Genomic DNA, 16,499 nt, shown 5'->3' with positions numbered 1-16,499 from the left:
TCCGCCGTGCGGAGAGTGGATGTGGCCGCCGGGACGTGCGGCCTCCCGACGACTCGTCCGAGGAGCCTCTTTCATGCAGCAGTCCTCCCGTCCCCCTGCGCCGCGGTCCGCTCCCCTTGCGCCGCAGTCCGCCCGCGCCGGCCGAGCAGGCGATGTGCTGGCGGTCGTCAGCCAGAGCGGGGCGACGGTCTCGTTCTTCGACGCCGCCTCCGACCGGCTGCTCGGTACGACCGAAGTCCTGGCCGAGCCGCACGAGTTGTGCTTCGACCCGACGCAGCGGCTGCTGTGGTGCACGTCGGCGTATCACTCGGGCTACTACCACGCGAACGGCGGCCGGCGCACCGAGGTGACCGTCATCGACCCCGACACCCGCCGGGTGGTCGAGGTCGTCGACCTCGCCCCGGAGCACGGGCCGCACGGGCTGGCCCTGGACCCGGTCCGCCGTCTCCTCTACGTCAGCGTGGAGGGATCGGCGGACCGGCCGGGCGGCGTGGTCGTGATCGACACGGCGACCCGTCGGCCGGTGGGCAGGATCGACACGGACGCGCCGGGCCCGCACTGGTTCGCCATCGACCCGGCGGGCAGGACGGGTTACGCCACCAACAAGGAAGCGCCGTTCGTGTCGGTGGTGGACCTCGAACGCGGCGTCATGACCGCCAGGGCCGAGGTGCCGGGCAGCGAGGGGCTCGCCGTCTCGGCCGACGGCAGCCTCGTGTTCGTCGCCGCGCCCTACGCCGGGGTCTTCGCCGGGCACGTGGAGGAGCGGCCGGCCGACGGCATCCGGGTCATCGATGCCCGGACGGCCTCAGTGATCGACACGCTGCCCGCGGACAACGTCGTCATGCCGGTGCATCTGACGTCGACGGGCAAGCTGCTCGCCGGCGAGATGCGGATCGAACCCGACCCGGTGTACCGGCTCGGCCGGCAGGCACCGGGCCGTCTGTCGGTGTTCTCCGCGGACAGCCGCCGGCGGCTCGGCGAGCTGGAGATCGGACTGGGCCCGCTGACCATCACCTCCTCCCCCGACGGCCGGATCGGCTACGTCGCGTGCGTCGTCTCGTCCACCGTCGACATCGTCGACCTGGAGACGCTGGAGCGTCTGGGCCGGCTCGACATCGCCAAGTACGCAGAGCCCGGCGCGCACGGGCTGGCGTACATCCCACGCCCGGCCTGACACCGTCGCAGCCCCCGTCGCGGCACCAGCCGGTCGTCGTACGACCAGTTACTCGCCGCGGAACCGGCAGCTCGGCTGCTCGTCGGGGGATCAACTGCTCGTCGCCGGATCAGCTACTCCTCGCGGGATCAGCTGCCGGGTCCCCGCCGGGCCCCGGTGCCGGCCGAGTCTCCCTCTCCCCTGCGGAAACCGGATCCCCGTCCCACCGCCAGAAAGAGGAAACACCTCACATGATCGTGATCACTGCACCCACCAGTGCCATCGGCCGTCTGCTCGGGGACGATCTGCTCGACCGCGGGGAGGCCCTGCGGCTACCCGGATCGGTTACCGCCAGGTGCCGGGCGCGGCGCTCAAGGAGCGTCTCACCGGCTTCGGGACGAGCGAGGCGATGGCGCAGGCGATGGTCGAGATGTTCGAGGCCAAGAACCGGGGCCTCGAAAACGCCGACGACGTTCCGGCAGTGGTGCGAGGAAGTACTCGAGCCGGCCGCCGCGGGGGGAGGCCGCCGGCAGGCCTGCATCCCGGATCCGGCGGGAGCCGCCGGGAAGCGCGGTGGTGCGAGCCCGCCCGGTGACCTTGGATCCCGGTGGCCCGGAGCCCACCCGGTGATCGCGAGACCCGGTGACCCCGAGCCCTGGCGACCGCGAAGCCCGCCCGGTGGCCCTGGGGCCAGGTGGCCTGGGCCCCAGGCCTGGAGCCCGCGCGCGTCCGGGCGTGGAACCTAGCCGCCGGCGGCCACTGCCTTGAACTCGGTCAGCGCCTCCCGTACCAGCTGGACCATGTCCCGTTCCTCGGCCGCTTCGATCCAGCGTTCGAAGCCGATCTTGAAGACGGCCACCGCGGCCTCGGCGGCCAGGCTGGCGGCCGGCTCGGTGACGCCCCGGCGGCGCAGGGTGTCGGCGAGCGCGGCCGACAGTGAGGCGAGCTTGATGAGTTCGCGTTCCCGGAGTTCCGCGTTGGCCGTGATCACGGCGTGGCGCGTGCGCGCGAAGGCCCGCCGGTCGGCGAAGACCTCACCGACCGCGTCGAGTCCGAACGCCAGCGCGTCGATCGCCGCCGCGTCCTCCGGGGCGCCGGCGACCGACCGCACGAACAGCTCCTGAAGGTCTCCGGAGCCGGCGAACAGCACTTCCCGCTTGTCGGCGTAGTGCCGGAAGAAAGTCCGCTCGGTCAGACCGGCCCGCTTCGCGATCTCCGCCACGGTGGTCTGTTCGTACCCGCGCTCGCTGTAGAGCTCCAACGCCGCTTCCGCCAGGCGCTCGCGCGCGTTCGGCTCCCATCTGCCCATGCCAAGATCCTACGTGATGGCAGTGACTGACATCAGATGCTAGGGTCGATGACAGTCACTGACATCAAAGAGTCTGGGGTGCTTCCCATGCGTATCTTCGTGACCGGGGCGTCCGGCTGGATCGGCTCCGCCCTTGTGCCCGACCTCGTCGAGGCGGGGCACCACGTCATCGGGCTGGCCCGGTCCGACGCCTCCGCAGACGCGCTCGCCGCGGCGGGGGCCGGGGCCGTCCGCGGCACCATCGACGACCTCGACGTCCTGCGGGACGCGGCCGCCTCGTCGGACGGCGTCATCCATCTCGCCTTCAAGCACGACCTGGCCTTCGGCGGGGACTTCCAGGGGGCGGCCGAGGCCGACCGCCGCGCCGTCGACGCCCTCGGCGACGCCCTCGCCGGCACCGACCGGCCCTTCGTCCTGGCCTCCGGGCTGCTCGGTGTCGCGCCCGGGCGGGTCGCCACCGAGCGGGACATGCCCGCGGCCGAGGGCTCACCCGTCGCGGTCCGGGCGGCCACCGCGAAGGCCACGCTCGCGCTCGCCTTGCGCGGGGTGCGCTCCTCCGTGGTGCGGCTCTCCCCCACCTGCCACGGCGACGGGGACAACGGCTTCATGGCGGCCCTGGTCGCCACCGCCCGCGCCAAGGGCGTCTCCGGCCACCTCGGCGACGGCGCCCACCGCTGGCCGGCGGTGCACCGCCTCGACGCCGCCCGCCTGTTCCGGCTGGCCGCCGAGCAGGCACCCGCCGGATCGGTGCTGCACGGCGCCGCGGAGGAGGGGGTCACGCTCCGGGACATCGCGGAGGTGATCGGCCGTCACCTCGATGTGCCGGTGGTCTCGGTGGCACCCGAGGACGCGGCCGAGCACTTCGGCTGGCTGGGCGGCGTCCTCGGCCTTGACGCCGCCGCGTCGAGCACCCTCACCCGCGAACTCCTGGACTGGGAGCCGGTCCAGCCCGGTCTCCTCGCCGACCTCGACAAGGGCCACTACTTCCAGACCCACGCCGCCACCGGCTGACCGGCACCGTCCAAAGCCCGCCCCCGACCTCGAAAGCGGCCCCGCCGACAGGGCCCTGGGGCCGGAAAGGGCCCGGAGCGCCAAAAGGCCCGGAGTGCGTTCGGATGCCGGAGCGCAAATGGCCCCGGCATCCGAACGAACCCAGCACCCGAACGCCCCCGGAACACCAAAGGGACCGCATCACAGAAGGGCGGCCCCGGAACGCGAAAGGCTTCGGAATGGGACGGAGCCTCGGAGCGCGAAAGGGCCCTGGGACGCGAGAAGTCCTGCCGGGCCACAGGGCCCGGCAGGACTTGTCGGTCAGACCGGCTGCCGCTAGCCGCGGCGCCCGGCGGAATCGTGGACGGTGTCCCGGTCCTCATCATCCCGGAGCACCCCGGAGTGCGCGGTGCCGGTGCCGGCACCGGCACCAGCACCGGCATCCGGCGCCTGGTCCCCGTGGCCCGGCCACCAGGCGGCGTGACCGATCAGTGCCGTGAGGCTCGGGGTGAAGAACATCGCCATGACGAACGCGGCGACCGCGATACCGAAGGAGACCGCGAAGCCCATCTCCGAGAGCAGCGAGTTGCCCGCCAGCATCATCGTGGCGAAGGTCGCCGCGAGGATGAAGCCGGCCGCGGCCACGGTCGGCCCGGCGTGCCGGAGCGCCATGCCGGCCGCCTCACGCGGATCCCGGCCCTCACGGGCCTCCTCGCGCAGCCGGGCGATCATGAGGATGTTGTAGTCGGTGCCGATGGCGACCACGAAGAGGTACATGATCACCGGCAGCATGAACATCAGGCCCGAGTGCCCCTGGCCTTCCTGGAAGATCCACACGGTGGCGCCGAGGGTCGCACCGAAGCCGAGACCCACGGAGGCCATCAGGTACCAGGGTGCGACCACACTGCGCAACAGCAGGCCCAGGATGACCATGATCAGGACGGCGGCGACGGGGAAGACCGTCTTGTAGTCGTGGTTGACCGCCGCGTTGATGTCCTTGAAGATCGAGGACATGCCGCCGACGAGCGCCTCGGTGCCGTCCGGCGCCGTCGAGTGCGCGACATCGCGGACCCGGCCCACCGCGTCGATCGCCTTGTCCGTCGACGCCTCGTACTTGAGCGTGACGGTGAAGTCCGCGGTGGTGCCCTCCTTGTTGACCTGGGTCATGCGGGCGCTCGCGACGCCGTCCACCGCGCCGAGCCTTCGCGCGTACGCGTCGAAGGCGGACTTGTCCAGCGGCTTGCCGTCGGTGCTGGACAGGTAGACGTCGGTGGGTGCCGCGGCGCCCGCCGAGTACGCCTTCTGCATCTCGTCCTGGACGACCATGGACTCCTTGGTCTTGGGCATGGAGCCCGAGGCCAGGTCGAAGGTGGCCTTGTAGCCGAAGGTGCCGACCGACAGGGCGAGCAGGATCAGACCGGAGACCACGGCGGTGAGCGCCGGACGGCGCTGGACGCCCCGGCCGAGGGCGGCGAAGCGGGCGTTCTCCGGTTCCTTCTGCCAGGACTTCGAGGGCCAGAAGACCTTCGGCCCGATGAGCGAGACCACGGCGGGGATCAGGGTGAGGCCCGCGACCAGCGTGGCGGCGACCGCGATGGCGAGCGCCGGGCCCATCTGCTTCAGGAAGCCCAGCGTGGACAACACCAGGGCGAGGAAGGCGATGATGACGGCCCCCGCCGCCGAGGCGATGGCCTCGCCGACCCGGCCGACCGCGTTGACCATGGCCTCCTTGGGCTCGTCGCCGGCCCGCAGACTCTCGCGATACCTGAATATCAGGAACAGGAAGTAGTCCGTGCCGACGCCGAAGAGCACGACGATCAGGATCGACGAGATCGAGCTGTTGGCCTGGAGGTCGAACAGCTTGGTGGCGTAGGCGATAAGTCCGTTGGCGACGGCGGACACCAGGCCGATCAGCACCAGCGGCAGTACGGCGAGGATGGGCGCACGGAAGATGATCAGCAGCGTCACCAGGATGATGACGAAGGTACCGATACCGATCAACGCCTGGCCGCGCTTGGACGAATCCTGCTGGTCAAGTGCCTGGGCGGCGGAGCCGCCGAGCTTGACGTCGAGGTCCGTGCCCTTGGCCAGCTTCTTTGCCTCGTCCCGCAACACCTTTGCCGCGTCGGCCTGTTTGGGCTGACCGGCGTTCTTGCTGTCCATCTGCACCAGGGTCATGGCATACCTGCCGTCCTTCGACGGCTGGCCGGGGACGACCTTCTGCACCTGGTCGATGTGCTTCTTGCCCAGTTCGGAGGTGATCCGGGCGACATCCTTCTGGTCGGCGGCGGTGAGCTTGCCGCCGTCGGTGCGCTGGTAGAGCGCGATCGCGGACGGAGTGAAGGCACTGGGGAACGCCCTCTCCTGGAGATCCGCCGCTTTGATGGACTCGTAACTCTTGGGTAGGAAACTGCTCTCGTCACTGTTCGAGGGCAGGCTCGGAGCGGTGGCGACAATCGCCACCGCGGCGATCAGCCACGCCACAATCGTCCAAACGGGATGACGGACGACGGCGCTGCCTATTCGTCGGAACATGCGGAGGGTCCTCCTGGGAAGGAAGATCACCGCAGCCCGGGGAGCGGTCCCTGGCATCGGCGACCCCGACCGGCACGCAGTGAACGGGCCGGTCGCATGGTTGTCTTGACCTCACACCCTAGCGAGTAGGCCCACACGGCTTCACATGAGAATTGCCCGACTCCGGCGGAGCGGACAAAGCCCCCTGCTCCGCCGGACGTCGCCGGTAGCGGCAGGTGAACGGCCCGAGAAAGGAAGGGCGGTCGACGGGTCAGCTGCCGGCCGGGGCGTTGCGGCCCGCGTACGGCATGATCGGGAAAGGCAGCGGCGGTACGGGGGTTGAGATGGCGTGGTCCGAGCGTGTGGTCGTCCGGGACGGTGTCCGGCTGGTCTGTCGCGACTGGGGCGGACCGGGACCCGCCGTCGTGCTGCTGCACGGGCTGGCCGGCCATGCGGGCGAGTGGGACGTGGCGGCGCGACGTCTGACGGGGCGGTTCCGGGTGGTCGCGGTGGATCAGCGTGGGCACGGTGCCAGTGAGCGGCATCCGCACGACGTCTCGCGTGCGGCCTATGTGGCCGACGTGGTGGCCGTCGCCGGGCAACTGGGGCTGGACCGGCTCGTTCTCGTCGGCCAGTCCCTGGGCGGCCACACCGCGATGCTCACCGCCGCCGCCCACCCCGGCCTGGTCCGCGCGCTCGTCCTCGTCGAGGCCGCGCCCGGCGATCCCGACACCCGGGCTCCGGAGGACATCGGCGCCTGGCTCGACTCGTGGCCGGTCCCCTTCCCGTCCCGCGAGGCGGCGGTGTCCTTCTTCGGCGGTGGCCCGGTGGGAGAGGGCTGGGCGGCCGGTCTGGAGCACGGTGAGGACGGCTGGCGCCCCCGCTTCGACCGCGACGTGATGGTCGCCTCGCTGGCGGAGAACGCCAGGCGCTCTTCCCGGCCCGCGTGGCGGCAGGTCACCTGCCCCACCCTGGTGGTGCTCGCGCAGTCGAGCTTCATCGGGGAGCCGGACGTGGACGCGATGCTGGAGCAACGGCCGCAGACGCGGTCGGTGTGCGTGCCCGGCACGGGACACGACGTGCACCTGGAACGGCCCGAGGTCCTGCTCGACCTCATGGAGGCGTTCCTCGCGGACCTTGCCTGACCTGCAACGGGGCACGCGGGGCGGAGCCCTCGGCCGTCGGATCCGCGCGCGTCAGTCCGTTTTCCGGGTCCGCCTGCGCGGGGCCGCCGCCCGGATCTCCTCGGTCGCGGCGCGGAACGCGGGCGCGGCACGGGCGAAGTAGTCGAAGAGCAGGGCCCGTTGCTCGGGCGTGTAGCGGGCCAGGACCTCGGCGACATGACGGCGGGCCGGGGCCACCACCTCCTCCACCCGGGCGAGCGCGTCCGGGACGGGCTCGACGTGGACGCGCCGCCGGTCCGTGGGGTCGGGGGCCCGGCGCGCGTAGCCGGCGCGTTCCAGCCGGTCGATCAGGCGGGTGGTGGCGCCGGTGGTCAGGCCGGTGCGGGTGGCGAGTTCGCCCGAGGTGAGGCGGCCCTCCTGGGCGATGAGGCTGAGCGCGTACCACTCCGAGGTGTGGAGACCCGCGGCCTCGGCGCCGGCCAGGCCCTGGAGGCCCACTGCGTCCAGGTACTGACGGAAGACGACGTGCTCCTCGTCGCCGCTACGGGGATTCGGCACGGCTGACCCCTTCCCAAATATCTGCGCGTATGCAGATACTGCTTTCAGTAAGATTCTGCGCCAGTCTAACCACGAAGGGGGACCTCCGCCATGCCCACCAACCACGACACCGCAGCCGTCACCGCCGTACTGGACGCGCTGGTGGCCGCCTGGAACCACCACGACGCGGACGCCTACGGCCGGCTCTTCACCGAGGACGCGACCTACGCCACCTACGTCGGCACCCTCTACCAGGGGCGTGGGGACATCACCGAGAGCCACCGCGTGCTGTTCACGGGTTTCCTCAAGGACACCCGGCTCGCCGACGAGGTCGTCGGCATCCGCTTCCTCGGGCCGGACACGGCGGTGGTCAGCGGGCGCGGGGACACCTACCGGAAGAAGCGGCCCCGCCGGCTCGGCAAGGTGCAGACGTACACGCTGATCCGCCAGGGGGACGGCATGTGGCGGATCGCCGCCTTCCACAACACCCGGCGCAGGCCGTTGATGGAGGCGATCTCCTTCCGGCTCGTCCCCGGCCTGGTGGACGCCGCGGGGCGGGCGTGACCGGCACTCGCCGTAGCGCCGTAGCCCGCAGAAAACCGTCTCAGCGGTTTGGTCGCGGCAACGCACGTGCCCGCCGCGCCCCGTGGGACGCGGCTGCGCGCGGGAACGGACGACGCGGCCGATTGTCAGCCGGGGACGCCGGCGAGGTCCGTCGACCGCTGCCGGACCTCGGCGATCACCCGGGCGCCCCGGTCCGAGGCGGTGTCCAGTCGGAAGAGGACGGCCGGGGCCGCGATGGCGGGGAGGATGTGGTCGAACAGCGCCGACATGCGGGCGTCCAGGTCGGTCCAGCCGGCCACGGCCTGAGAGACGAACTGCACGCCGACGCAGGAACCGAGGAAGACCTGGGCGGTCTCCTCGGGCACCACGTGCGGGAGCACCTCACCGCGCCGCTTCGCCTCCGTCAGGACGCACGAGGTCAGCCCGCCCCAAGCCGGCCAGGCACTGTCGAACACGCCCTGGCCCTGGAGGTCGGCCGAGAGCCGGACACCGGCGAGCAGCAGGGGCTCCTGGGGCAGCCGTGTGGCCAGGGTCATCCCGGCGTCCACCCACTCCTGGAGCTTCAGGTCCCGGGGCAGGTGGTACTCGGCCCTCAGCTGTTCCCGCAGCACGCCCCGGGCGAGGGCCGCCTTGGAGTCGAAGTGGAAATACAGGGCACCCTTGGTCACGCCGGCCCGTCCGAGGATCTCGGTGATGGTGGCAGCCGCGTATCCGCGCTCCGCGAAGACGGCCGCGGCGGCTTCCAGAACAGCGCGTCGGGTCCGCACAGCTCGTTCCTGCTGAGCCACGAACCCTCCCTCAAGCTGAAAATTGAACCAAACAGCACGTACCATACCGTAGTGAAGGTCAACTGCACGGTGTGCCAAGGCAGTTGGCATGACTTGGCACATGCGGCCGACAAGGGACAAGCGGGCCCCGTCCCCGGCCGAATTCGGTTGCGGCGGGACCGGTGCGCCGGGTGAGGTAGGCGCATGGGCGGTGCCACGGAACGGGCACGAAAGGCGCGTCGCGCCGCGCCGGAGCGGGTCCGCGGGAGCACGACCCGGCCGGCTCCCCGGCACGGGCCGGCCGTGCTCGCGGCCCTGATGCTGGCCGCCTTCACCTTCAACACCGTGGAGAACCTGCCGGTCGGTCTCCTGGAGCCGGTCTCCGAAGGCCTTCGCATCTCGCTGTCCGCGGTCGGCCTCCTGGTCACTTGTTACGGCGTGACCGTCGCCGTGGCCTCCGTGCCACTCGCGCACGCCCTGCGGGCGGTCCCCCGTCGGCATGTGCTCGCCTGGCTCCTGGCCGCGCTGGTCGTGTCCAGCGTCGTCGCGGCGTCGGCGGGCTCGTACCTGCTGCTCCTGGCGGCACGGCTGGCGGCCGCGCTCGCGCAGGCGGTGTTCTGGGCCGTGATGGGACCTGTCGCCGTGGGCCTGTTCGGGCCGGAGGTCCGCGGGCGGGTAGTGGGGGCGCTGTCCGTCGCCGGTTCGCTCGCCCTCGTGGTCGGTGTTCCCGCCGGGACCTGGCTGGGCCGGCAGAGCGGCTGGCGGCTGCCCCTCGCCCTGCCGGCCGCGCTGGGGCTCGTCTCCCTCGTGACGATCGCCGCCCTGTTGCCGACCTCGCGGCCGGAGGAGGAGCCCGCGGCCTACGGGACCGCTCCCGATGTCCGCCGGTTCGGGACAGTGCTGGCGGCAGGCTTCCTCTCCGCCACCGGGGCGTTCGCCGGATACACCTACGTGGTGACGTTCCTGGGCGACGTGAGCGGGTTCGCCCCGGCCACGGTCGACGTCCTGCTCGCGGTGTTCGGTGCCGCGTGCCTGGCCGGGGTGAGCGTCACCGCCATGGCGCTCGACCGGTTCCCGCAGGCCGCGCTGACCGCCGCCGTGGCCACGCAGGGCGTGGGCATGCTCGGCCTGTACGCGGCCGGCACCCGCCCGGTGGCGGCGGTGGCGTTCCTCGTGCTGATGGGCGGGGCGCTCGGGCCGGTGTTCATGACCGCCCAGAACGCGATGCTGCAGTGCGCACCCGGCCGTACGGACCTCGCCCTCGCGGCGAACTCCGGCGGCTACAACGCCGGCATCGCGGCAGGTGCCGCGCTCGGGGCGCTGCTCCTGCCGCACGTCGGTCCGCGCGGCGTCTTCCTCGCCGGCGGGCTGCTGACCGCCGGGGCGTGCGCGGTGCTGCTCGGCGGGCAGTCGCCGCGGCACCCACCGGAGCCCGCCGGCCGGCGGTGAGCCGCGGGACGTCCCCGTGCGTGCCGGGCGCCGGTGTGGCATGCGCGGGCCCGGCCGGCAGTGCCGTCCGCCGCGCCGGGGCGGGTCGGCACCGCCGCGGCGGGCAGGTATCAGCCGGCTCGGGGGCACCGGCGCGGCGAACAGGTACCGGACCGGGCCACGGGGGGGCGCCGGCGCGGCGGGCAGGTGTCGGACCGGGCCACAGGGGGGACCGGCGCGGCGGGCAGGTGTCGGACCGGGCCGCGGGGGCATCGGCGCTTTATGGATGCACAGTCATGGACGCTGCGCGGGCGGGGCCGGGCGCGCCGGGCGGCGGACAGCACGGCGATGTCCGTGGCGGCCCGGGCGGGTTTCGTGGCGCGCGGGCTGATCTACGTACTGGTGGGTGTCATCGCGCTGCGGATCGCCTTCGGCGGTGACGGCGGCGGCCATCAGGCCGACCGCGGCGGTGCCCTCGGTGAGCTGGCCGGCCGGCCGTTCGGGGCGGCGATGCTGTGGACCGTGGGCATCGCCCTGGCCGGGATGGCGCTGTGGCGGCTGTCGGAGGCGGTGTTCGGCGGGGCGGGGCCCGACGGGTCGGCGTTGTCCCGGCGGGCGGCCTCCGTCTTCCGCTTCCTCTTCTACGGTTTCGTGTCCTTCTCGGTGCTCTCGTACGCGGCCGGGGACCGGGGCAGCGGCAGCGGGGCGTCCGACCGGCAGACCGACGACGTCACCGCCCGGATGCTGGACTGGCCGGGCGGCCAGTGGCTCGTCGGGGGCGCGGGCGCCGCCGTGGTGATCGCCGGGCTGTGGATCTCGGTGCAGGCCGTACGGAAGAAGTTCCGCGAGAACCTGCGCTGTGGTGCCATGTCCGGCAGGACCGAGCGGGTCGTCGGCTTCCTCGGGGTGACGGGGGGTGCGGCCCGTGGTGCCGTCTTCGCCGCGGCCGGTGTGTTCGCCCTGGTCGCGGCCGTCCGGCACCAGCCGGGACAGGCCCGGGGCATGGACGACACCCTGCGGGGGTTCCGGGACCTGCCGGCCGGACCCTGGCTGCTCGCCCTGGTCGCGCTCGGTCTGGCGGCGTTCGGTTTCTTCTCCTGGTGCGAAGCCCGCTGGCGCAAGGTCTGACCCGGCGGCCGGTCGGCCCACGGAGCCGTGACGGCGCGCGGCGCGCCGACCGAGACGGCGGAGGCGGCGGAGGCGACCGCGGAGCCGGAGGTTCCCGACGGGAACTGGTGCCGGGTACGCACCGCCGCCTCGGGTGCGGCGCGCACGACCCGTACGGCACAGGCGTCCCGTGCCGTGCGGGCGGCTGCCGGCGTGAGCGCTCAGGCGCCGGTGTCGCTGTGCTGGCGGATGCCGGCGGAGCTGCTCAGGCGTCCTGGTCGCCGCCGTGCGGGCGGATGCCGGCGGAGCCGCTCAGGCGTTCTGGTCGCCGTGCGGGCGGGGGCGCTCAGGCGTCGGAGTCGGGCTTCTTCCGCGCCGCCGCGTACGCCTGGGACGGTGTCATGGGGACGCCGTCGAGCGTGACCGTCTTGTACGGGCTCACCTTGGCGCAGGTCTTGGCCTGGTCGGCGGTGGAGGCGTGGGCGTGGGAGACGGCCGCCTTGGTGTCGGCGGGCGCCGGGGACGCGGTGGACGCGCCCGGATAGCTGCTGCCGCCGGGCCAGTCGCTGCCGACCACCAGGGTCAGGCCTGTGCCGCTGCCCCGCTTCAGATGGGAGGAGGGCAGGCCGAGCGCCTTGGCGACCGTCCGCGCCTCGGCTCCTTGGCCGGTGCCGTAGGTGAGCGTGGTACCCGTCGCGGGGCTGGGCGCGTTCGTCGTGGTGGCGGAGCCGAAGCCCTGGCCGGTGAGGGCGGTCGCGATGACGGAGGCCCGGCCGGTGATGCCCGTGCCGTTCTCCACCGTCACCGCGATCCCGGACGGGGGCACGGTGGAGACCGTGGCCGTGGGCCTGGGCTTCGCGGTGTCGGAGGCCACCGCGGACTTCTTGCCCGGGCCGGTGGTCAGGGACTGGTCGTCCGCGATGGTGGCGAACAGGGACTTCGCACCCGGGCCCACCACCACACGGTCACTGTCGGCCGGGTCCGGCGCGGTCTGCATCGTGGCGAAGGTGATCCGGTCGGTGGGCACCTTGTTCACGTCGTCCGCCAGCGAGATCAGCTTCTTCACGCTGCCCAGGCCGTCGTCCACGGTGAGCGCCTTGGTGCCGGCGTCGGCGAGCTTGTAGACCGCGGTGGGGTCGGTGAGCGTGCCCGCGCTCTTGAACTTGCGGATCATCGCGCTGAGGAAGATGTGCTGCGAGACCGTACGGCCGAGATCGCTGCCGTCACCGAAGCCGTGCCGGGACCGTACGAACTCCAGGGCCGCGACGCCCTTGAGGGTGTGGGTGCCCTCGGACAGCTTCAGGTGGGAGTAGGTGTCGTAGACGTCGTCGCTGACGCACACGGAGACACCGCCGACCGCGTCGGACATCTTCACGACACCGGAGAAGTCGAGCTTGACGAAGTGGTCGATGGGGATGCCGGTGAGCCGGTGGACGGTGTCCACCTGGCAGGCGGGCCCGTACTGGAGCGCGCTGTTGACCTGACCGTAGTAACCGGGCGTGGACTGGCCGGACTCACTGTCCTTGCAGGCCGGGACCTTGGTCATGGTGTCGCGGGGGATGCTCATCACGGTGGCGTTGGAGCGGTCCGCGGATATGTGCAGCACCATCTGCACGTCCGCGTTGCTGCCGGTCTGCACCCCGGTCGCCGAGCAGCCGCCGCCCAGCTTGCAGTCCGTCTTGCTGGTACGGCCGTCCGAGCCCATGACCAGAATGTTGATGGGGGTACGGCCGAAGGCGTCGGCCTTCTCGGTGCCGCCCTTGCCGTCCAGCGAGACGCTGTGGATGTTGCCGTTCAGGTGCTGGTAGAACCACCAGCCCGCGCCGGCGGTGATCACGACGGCGACCGACAGACCGATCGCGGTGGCCCTCAGCACCCTCCTGCCGCGGCTCGCCTGACGTGCCCGGCGGGGCGGGCGGCCGTCACGCGTTCCTGGGCCCGCCTGCGCCGTGCCCCGGCCGCCCGGCGGACCCGCGTCGTCCGGTCCGGCCGTCCGCTGCCCGGGAATCCTCGCCCCGCGGCTGCGCGTGGCCTGGCCGGCCGGCCCGTCCCACGGGTCGCTCATCTCCCACTCCCCTGAACGGTCGGTCGGTCGGGCCTGCGCGAATCGATTGCGTAGTTGCGCAATCTAACAAACAGGTGACCCGGACAGCCCGGATCCACACCCGATTCACAGGTGAGGCATCTCATCGCCCTTCCACCGAGGCGTCTCGTCACCCTTACGCCGAGGCATCCAAGCACACCGTGGCGACAGGGGGCCGGACGGGCAGGCGGGAGTCTACGTGCGCGCGCCGAGTACCCGGCGCTCAAGCGGCCGGCCCGGCGCGTCTCGACTCCGCCGGGCGGCGGTCGACGGTGGGTGACGGGCGCCGGGCGCCGGGCGGCGGTCGACGGGCGACGGGCGACAGCGGACCAGGATGGGTGACGGGCGCCGGGCGGCGGTCCACGGCGGACCACGGCGAGCGGCCGGCTACGCGGCGGGGGCCGGGGCTCCGGATGGTCGCGGGGGCAGCCCGTCCGGGGCGGGGGTCCGGCCGGCCAGCCGGGGGAAGGAGCGGGCGGCGGTCAGGAAACCGAGCGTCGTCAGGACGAACGGCCAGGTGAACGCGTGACCGCCGGACGGGGCGAGCAGATGGGCGACGGCCGGCGTCACGGCGGTCGCCGTCGCGGCACCGAGCAGCGCGTACAGCAGTGTGGCCGGGGCCGCCGTCAGGAAGACCCCGCACAGGGCGAGGGCCACGAGCACCGCGTTGTAGCCCATCGTGCCGTCGGCGATCCTGTTCGTCGGCGCGCCGAGGGCCCAGGCGGTCAGGACGCCCGTGGCGCTGCCGGCACAGGCCACCAGCCCCGCCGACCGGCTCGCCAGGAAGAGCCCCAGGAGCAGCAGCGCCCCCACGTACCACTCGTCCAGGAAGAAGACCTGGGAGACGTTGTTGAAGAACGCCCGCCACAGGTCGCCCGGGTGCGGCACGGTGGGACCGTTTGCGGTGCGGGGCAGTGCGGCGAGGCTGCCGCCGTGCGGCCAGATCCGCCGGAAGGCAGGCGCGGCGACGGTGAGCGCGCTCGCCAGCAGGCAGTACGGCAGGGTCAGCGGGGGCAGGTGCCACACGCTCAGCAACCGGGCCACGGCCGCCGTGGCGACCGCGGCCACGACGCAGCCGGCGGCGGCGAGCAGGGCGGTGGAGAGCCGGCCCGCGTCCAGGAACACCGCGAGACACAGGGCGAGCAGGCAGGAGTTGAAGCCCTCCAGCCCCTGCTCCACCCGGTCGCGGGCCACGTGCAGCAGCCGCGCGGTGCCGGTGCCGAGGAGAGCACCGCCCAGGGCGTAGCCGCCGTACCGCCAGTCCACCGTGGCCAGTGCGCAACAGAACACGGCGCCCGTCCGCGCGTCGGCCAGGAACATCACCTGGGCCGGCCCGCGCAGCAGCCACCGGCCCAGGCCCGCACCCCGCCCCAGACGCCACCACCCGAAGCCGGCGCCGCGCCCCCGACACGACCACCGGAACCCCGCGCCGCTCTCCCGAGGCCACCGCCGGAAGCCCCCGCCGCTCCCCTGACGCCACCACCGGCCACCGGCCGACCGTCGCATGCCCCGCCCCCTCACCGGACACAAAACCCCCGCACCATTCCGCACTGCGGCACATATTTTCCGGCATACGATACTTCCTGTCGAGGTCAGCTCTCGCCGGTGAGGGGTTCGGCCGGTACCGCCGGCACCTCGGCCGCTCCGGGGAATCGGCGCGGTCCCGTGCATCCGGGATCGCGGCGTGGCCGGTCTGCATCGTCCGTGCGATCCGGGGCAGCCTCCCGAAGAGGGAAGCTCTGGGCAGAGATCGGCGAACGTGGACGAGGCACGCGTGACAGACACGGCAGATACGAACGAACAGGCGGAGCCGGAAGGGCTGTCGGTCATCCGGTCCACCGTCGACGGGGTCGCCGTCGTCACGGTGACCGGTGAGGTCGACCACCACACCTCGGGCGTCCTCAGGGACGCCATCGCGCCCGCGCACCCGACCCCCGGGGCGCGCACCGTCGCGGACCTCAGCGGCGTGCCGTTCATGGACTCCAGCGGCATCAACGTGCTCATCGCCGGACACCAGGCGCACGCCCCGGCGGGCTGGCTGCGTCTGGCAGGCGTCCAGAGGTCCGTCCTGCGCACCCTGGAGATCGTCGGCCTCACGCCCCTCATCGCCTGCTACCCCAGCGTCCGTGACGCCATTGAGGACTGAGGGGCGCCGTCCGGGTCAGGACTGCGGGCGCCGCCCGTGGTTCGCCGGGTGATTGCGGCGCGTCTTCTTCTTCCTGCGTCGCTTCGAGGACATGGGCACCTCCCTCCACGTCGCGGACGGAGCACCGACGGCTCCAGGAGTCCGGAAATATGGACATACGCACACTATCCCCGCGGCACTCTCGGCTCCACCGCACATCCCGAGCCTGGCCGATCTGCCGCTTTATGATGCGAAATGCCGGATTCTTCAACTCGATCCGGTGCCGTCCGCCGCGGAGGAGCAGACACCATGACCGGTGACCCGGAGCCCATCAGCGCGCAGGCCCGTCGTGCGCTGGAGCAGGAGCTCGCCGACCTGCGGGACGAACGCCGGCTGGTCGCCGGAACGCTCCACGACTCCCTCTCGGTGGGCGACCAGGCCGACCAGGCCGACGAGTTGCAGCGCGCCGATCAGCTGGAACGCATCGACCGGCGTATCGAGGACATCACCGAGCGGCTGCGCCAGGCGGAGGAGGCCGGCCCCGCCCCCACCGACGAGGTCGGCGTGGGCAGCACGGTCACCGTCCGCTTCCCGGACGGCTCGGTGGAGAGCCTTCAGGTCGGGGAGTTGGCCGAGGCGCTGGACCAGACACTGGTCACCGCCGACAGCCCGCTCGGCCGCGCGCTGCTCGGCCACCGGCCCGGGGACACCGTTCACTACCAGACTCCGGACGGGCCGGCGAGCGCGGTCGTGGTGTCGATCGGCGGGTCTCCGACCTCGTCGTAGCCGACCCGCGGC

At 72.6% G+C, this 16,499-nt stretch carries 15 protein-coding genes; 8 read left to right on the top strand and 7 right to left on the bottom strand.

The window, feature by feature from the left end; translation table 11 throughout:
- Window positions 1–73: 73 nt before the first annotated feature.
- The gene (locus JK361_RS06495) at window positions 74–1,174 is read left to right on the top strand and encodes a beta-propeller fold lactonase family protein (RefSeq protein WP_201814683.1); all 1,101 of its coding nucleotides are present in this window, start codon (window positions 74–76) and stop codon (window positions 1,172–1,174) included.
- A gap of 721 nt (window positions 1,175–1,895) precedes the next feature.
- Here JK361_RS06495 and JK361_RS06490 read toward each other — a convergent pair.
- Entirely contained in the window at window positions 1,896–2,462 is a 567-nt protein-coding gene (locus JK361_RS06490; RefSeq protein WP_201814682.1) for a TetR/AcrR family transcriptional regulator, read from the bottom strand.
- A gap of 87 nt (window positions 2,463–2,549) precedes the next feature.
- On the opposite strand from JK361_RS06490, the gene JK361_RS06485 reads away from it, so the two are divergent.
- Window positions 2,550–3,473, top strand: a complete 924-nt coding sequence (locus JK361_RS06485) for an SDR family oxidoreductase (RefSeq protein ID WP_201814681.1) — start codon at window positions 2,550–2,552, stop codon at window positions 3,471–3,473.
- Between the two features lie 315 nt (window positions 3,474–3,788).
- Here the strand turns inward: JK361_RS06485 and JK361_RS06480 are convergent, their stop codons facing one another.
- Window positions 3,789–5,987 carry an MMPL family transporter gene (locus JK361_RS06480; protein WP_201814680.1) on the bottom strand — a complete coding sequence of 733 codons (2,199 nt, stop codon included), beginning with the start codon at window positions 5,985–5,987 and terminating at the stop codon, window positions 3,789–3,791.
- Window positions 5,988–6,310: 323 nt separating this feature from the next.
- Between JK361_RS06480 and JK361_RS06475 the strand changes: the two genes are divergently transcribed.
- Window positions 6,311–7,111: an alpha/beta fold hydrolase gene (locus JK361_RS06475; protein ID WP_201814679.1), complete on the top strand. Its 801-nt coding sequence runs from the start codon at window positions 6,311–6,313 to the stop codon at window positions 7,109–7,111.
- Between the two features lie 51 nt (window positions 7,112–7,162).
- Here the strand turns inward: JK361_RS06475 and JK361_RS06470 are convergent, their stop codons facing one another.
- Window positions 7,163–7,648 carry a MarR family winged helix-turn-helix transcriptional regulator gene (locus JK361_RS06470; protein ID WP_201814678.1) on the bottom strand — a complete coding sequence of 162 codons (486 nt, stop codon included), beginning with the start codon at window positions 7,646–7,648 and terminating at the stop codon, window positions 7,163–7,165.
- Window positions 7,649–7,738: 90 nt separating this feature from the next.
- On the opposite strand from JK361_RS06470, the gene JK361_RS06465 reads away from it, so the two are divergent.
- Window positions 7,739–8,191: an SgcJ/EcaC family oxidoreductase gene (locus JK361_RS06465; RefSeq protein WP_201814677.1), complete on the top strand. Its 453-nt coding sequence runs from the start codon at window positions 7,739–7,741 to the stop codon at window positions 8,189–8,191.
- Window positions 8,192–8,316: 125 nt separating this feature from the next.
- Here the strand turns inward: JK361_RS06465 and JK361_RS06460 are convergent, their stop codons facing one another.
- Window positions 8,317–8,979, bottom strand: coding sequence for a ScbR family autoregulator-binding transcription factor (locus JK361_RS06460; protein WP_201814676.1), 663 nt, complete (start codon window positions 8,977–8,979; stop codon window positions 8,317–8,319).
- Between the two features lie 297 nt (window positions 8,980–9,276).
- Here JK361_RS06460 and JK361_RS06455 point away from each other — a divergent pair, with 297 nt between their 5' ends.
- The gene (locus tag JK361_RS06455; RefSeq protein WP_201815007.1) at window positions 9,277–10,407 is read left to right on the top strand and encodes an MFS transporter; all 1,131 of its coding nucleotides are present in this window, start codon (window positions 9,277–9,279) and stop codon (window positions 10,405–10,407) included.
- A gap of 261 nt (window positions 10,408–10,668) precedes the next feature.
- Window positions 10,669–11,514: a DUF1206 domain-containing protein gene (locus JK361_RS06450; protein WP_201814675.1), complete on the top strand. Its 846-nt coding sequence runs from the start codon at window positions 10,669–10,671 to the stop codon at window positions 11,512–11,514.
- Between the two features lie 325 nt (window positions 11,515–11,839).
- On the opposite strand, the gene JK361_RS06445 is transcribed toward JK361_RS06450, so the two are convergent.
- Together JK361_RS06445 and JK361_RS06440 are read right to left on the bottom strand one after the other, a co-directional pair.
- The gene (locus JK361_RS06445) at window positions 11,840–13,558 is read right to left on the bottom strand and encodes an LCP family protein (RefSeq protein WP_236052512.1); all 1,719 of its coding nucleotides are present in this window, start codon (window positions 13,556–13,558) and stop codon (window positions 11,840–11,842) included.
- A 405-nt stretch (window positions 13,559–13,963) separates the two neighbouring features.
- Entirely contained in the window at window positions 13,964–14,896 is a 933-nt protein-coding gene (locus JK361_RS06440; protein WP_201814674.1) for an urea transporter, read from the bottom strand.
- A gap of 454 nt (window positions 14,897–15,350) precedes the next feature.
- Here JK361_RS06440 and JK361_RS06435 point away from each other — a divergent pair, with 454 nt between their 5' ends.
- Window positions 15,351–15,722 carry an STAS domain-containing protein gene (locus JK361_RS06435; protein ID WP_307787195.1) on the top strand — a complete coding sequence of 124 codons (372 nt, stop codon included), beginning with the start codon at window positions 15,351–15,353 and terminating at the stop codon, window positions 15,720–15,722.
- A gap of 15 nt (window positions 15,723–15,737) precedes the next feature.
- On the opposite strand, the gene JK361_RS42935 is transcribed toward JK361_RS06435, so the two are convergent.
- A complete protein-coding gene (locus tag JK361_RS42935; RefSeq protein WP_504739902.1) occupies window positions 15,738–15,815 on the bottom strand; it encodes a hypothetical protein in 78 nt (25 codons plus the stop codon).
- A 195-nt stretch (window positions 15,816–16,010) separates the two neighbouring features.
- On the opposite strand from JK361_RS42935, the gene JK361_RS06430 reads away from it, so the two are divergent.
- On the top strand, window positions 16,011–16,487 hold the full coding sequence (locus JK361_RS06430; RefSeq protein WP_201814672.1) for a GreA/GreB family elongation factor: 477 nt from the start codon (window positions 16,011–16,013) through the stop codon (window positions 16,485–16,487).
- Window positions 16,488–16,499 lie beyond the last annotated feature (12 nt).

The organism is Streptomyces musisoli, from assembly GCF_016741855.1.
GTDB classification, from domain to species: domain Bacteria; phylum Actinomycetota; class Actinomycetes; order Streptomycetales; family Streptomycetaceae; genus Streptomyces; species Streptomyces musisoli.
This window is presented reverse-complemented; position numbering and strand designations above follow the sequence as displayed.

What these genes read in the sequence shown, in the direction of transcription:
- JK361_RS06465 (WP_201814677.1), top strand. Translation starts at nt 7,739, where the DNA reads ATGCCCACCAACCACGACACCGCAGCCGTCACCGCCGTACTGGACGCG.
- JK361_RS06495 (WP_201814683.1), top strand. Translation starts at nt 74, where the DNA reads ATGCAGCAGTCCTCCCGTCCCCCTGCGCCGCGGTCCGCTCCCCTTGCG.
- JK361_RS06455 (WP_201815007.1), top strand. Translation starts at nt 9,277, where the DNA reads ATGCTGGCCGCCTTCACCTTCAACACCGTGGAGAACCTGCCGGTCGGT.
- JK361_RS06480 (WP_201814680.1), bottom strand. Translation starts at nt 5,987, where the DNA reads ATGTTCCGACGAATAGGCAGCGCCGTCGTCCGTCATCCCGTTTGGACG.
- JK361_RS06490 (WP_201814682.1), bottom strand. Translation starts at nt 2,462, where the DNA reads ATGGGCAGATGGGAGCCGAACGCGCGCGAGCGCCTGGCGGAAGCGGCG.
- JK361_RS06450 (WP_201814675.1), top strand. Translation starts at nt 10,669, where the DNA reads ATGGATGCACAGTCATGGACGCTGCGCGGGCGGGGCCGGGCGCGCCGG.
- JK361_RS06445 (WP_236052512.1), bottom strand. Translation starts at nt 13,558, where the DNA reads ATGAGCGACCCGTGGGACGGGCCGGCCGGCCAGGCCACGCGCAGCCGC.
- JK361_RS42935 (WP_504739902.1), bottom strand. Translation starts at nt 15,815, where the DNA reads ATGTCCTCGAAGCGACGCAGGAAGAAGAAGACGCGCCGCAATCACCCG.
- JK361_RS06440 (WP_201814674.1), bottom strand. Translation starts at nt 14,896, where the DNA reads ATGTTCCTGGCCGACGCGCGGACGGGCGCCGTGTTCTGTTGCGCACTG.
- JK361_RS06475 (WP_201814679.1), top strand. Translation starts at nt 6,311, where the DNA reads ATGGCGTGGTCCGAGCGTGTGGTCGTCCGGGACGGTGTCCGGCTGGTC.
- JK361_RS06485 (WP_201814681.1), top strand. Translation starts at nt 2,550, where the DNA reads ATGCGTATCTTCGTGACCGGGGCGTCCGGCTGGATCGGCTCCGCCCTT.
- JK361_RS06430 (WP_201814672.1), top strand. Translation starts at nt 16,011, where the DNA reads ATGACCGGTGACCCGGAGCCCATCAGCGCGCAGGCCCGTCGTGCGCTG.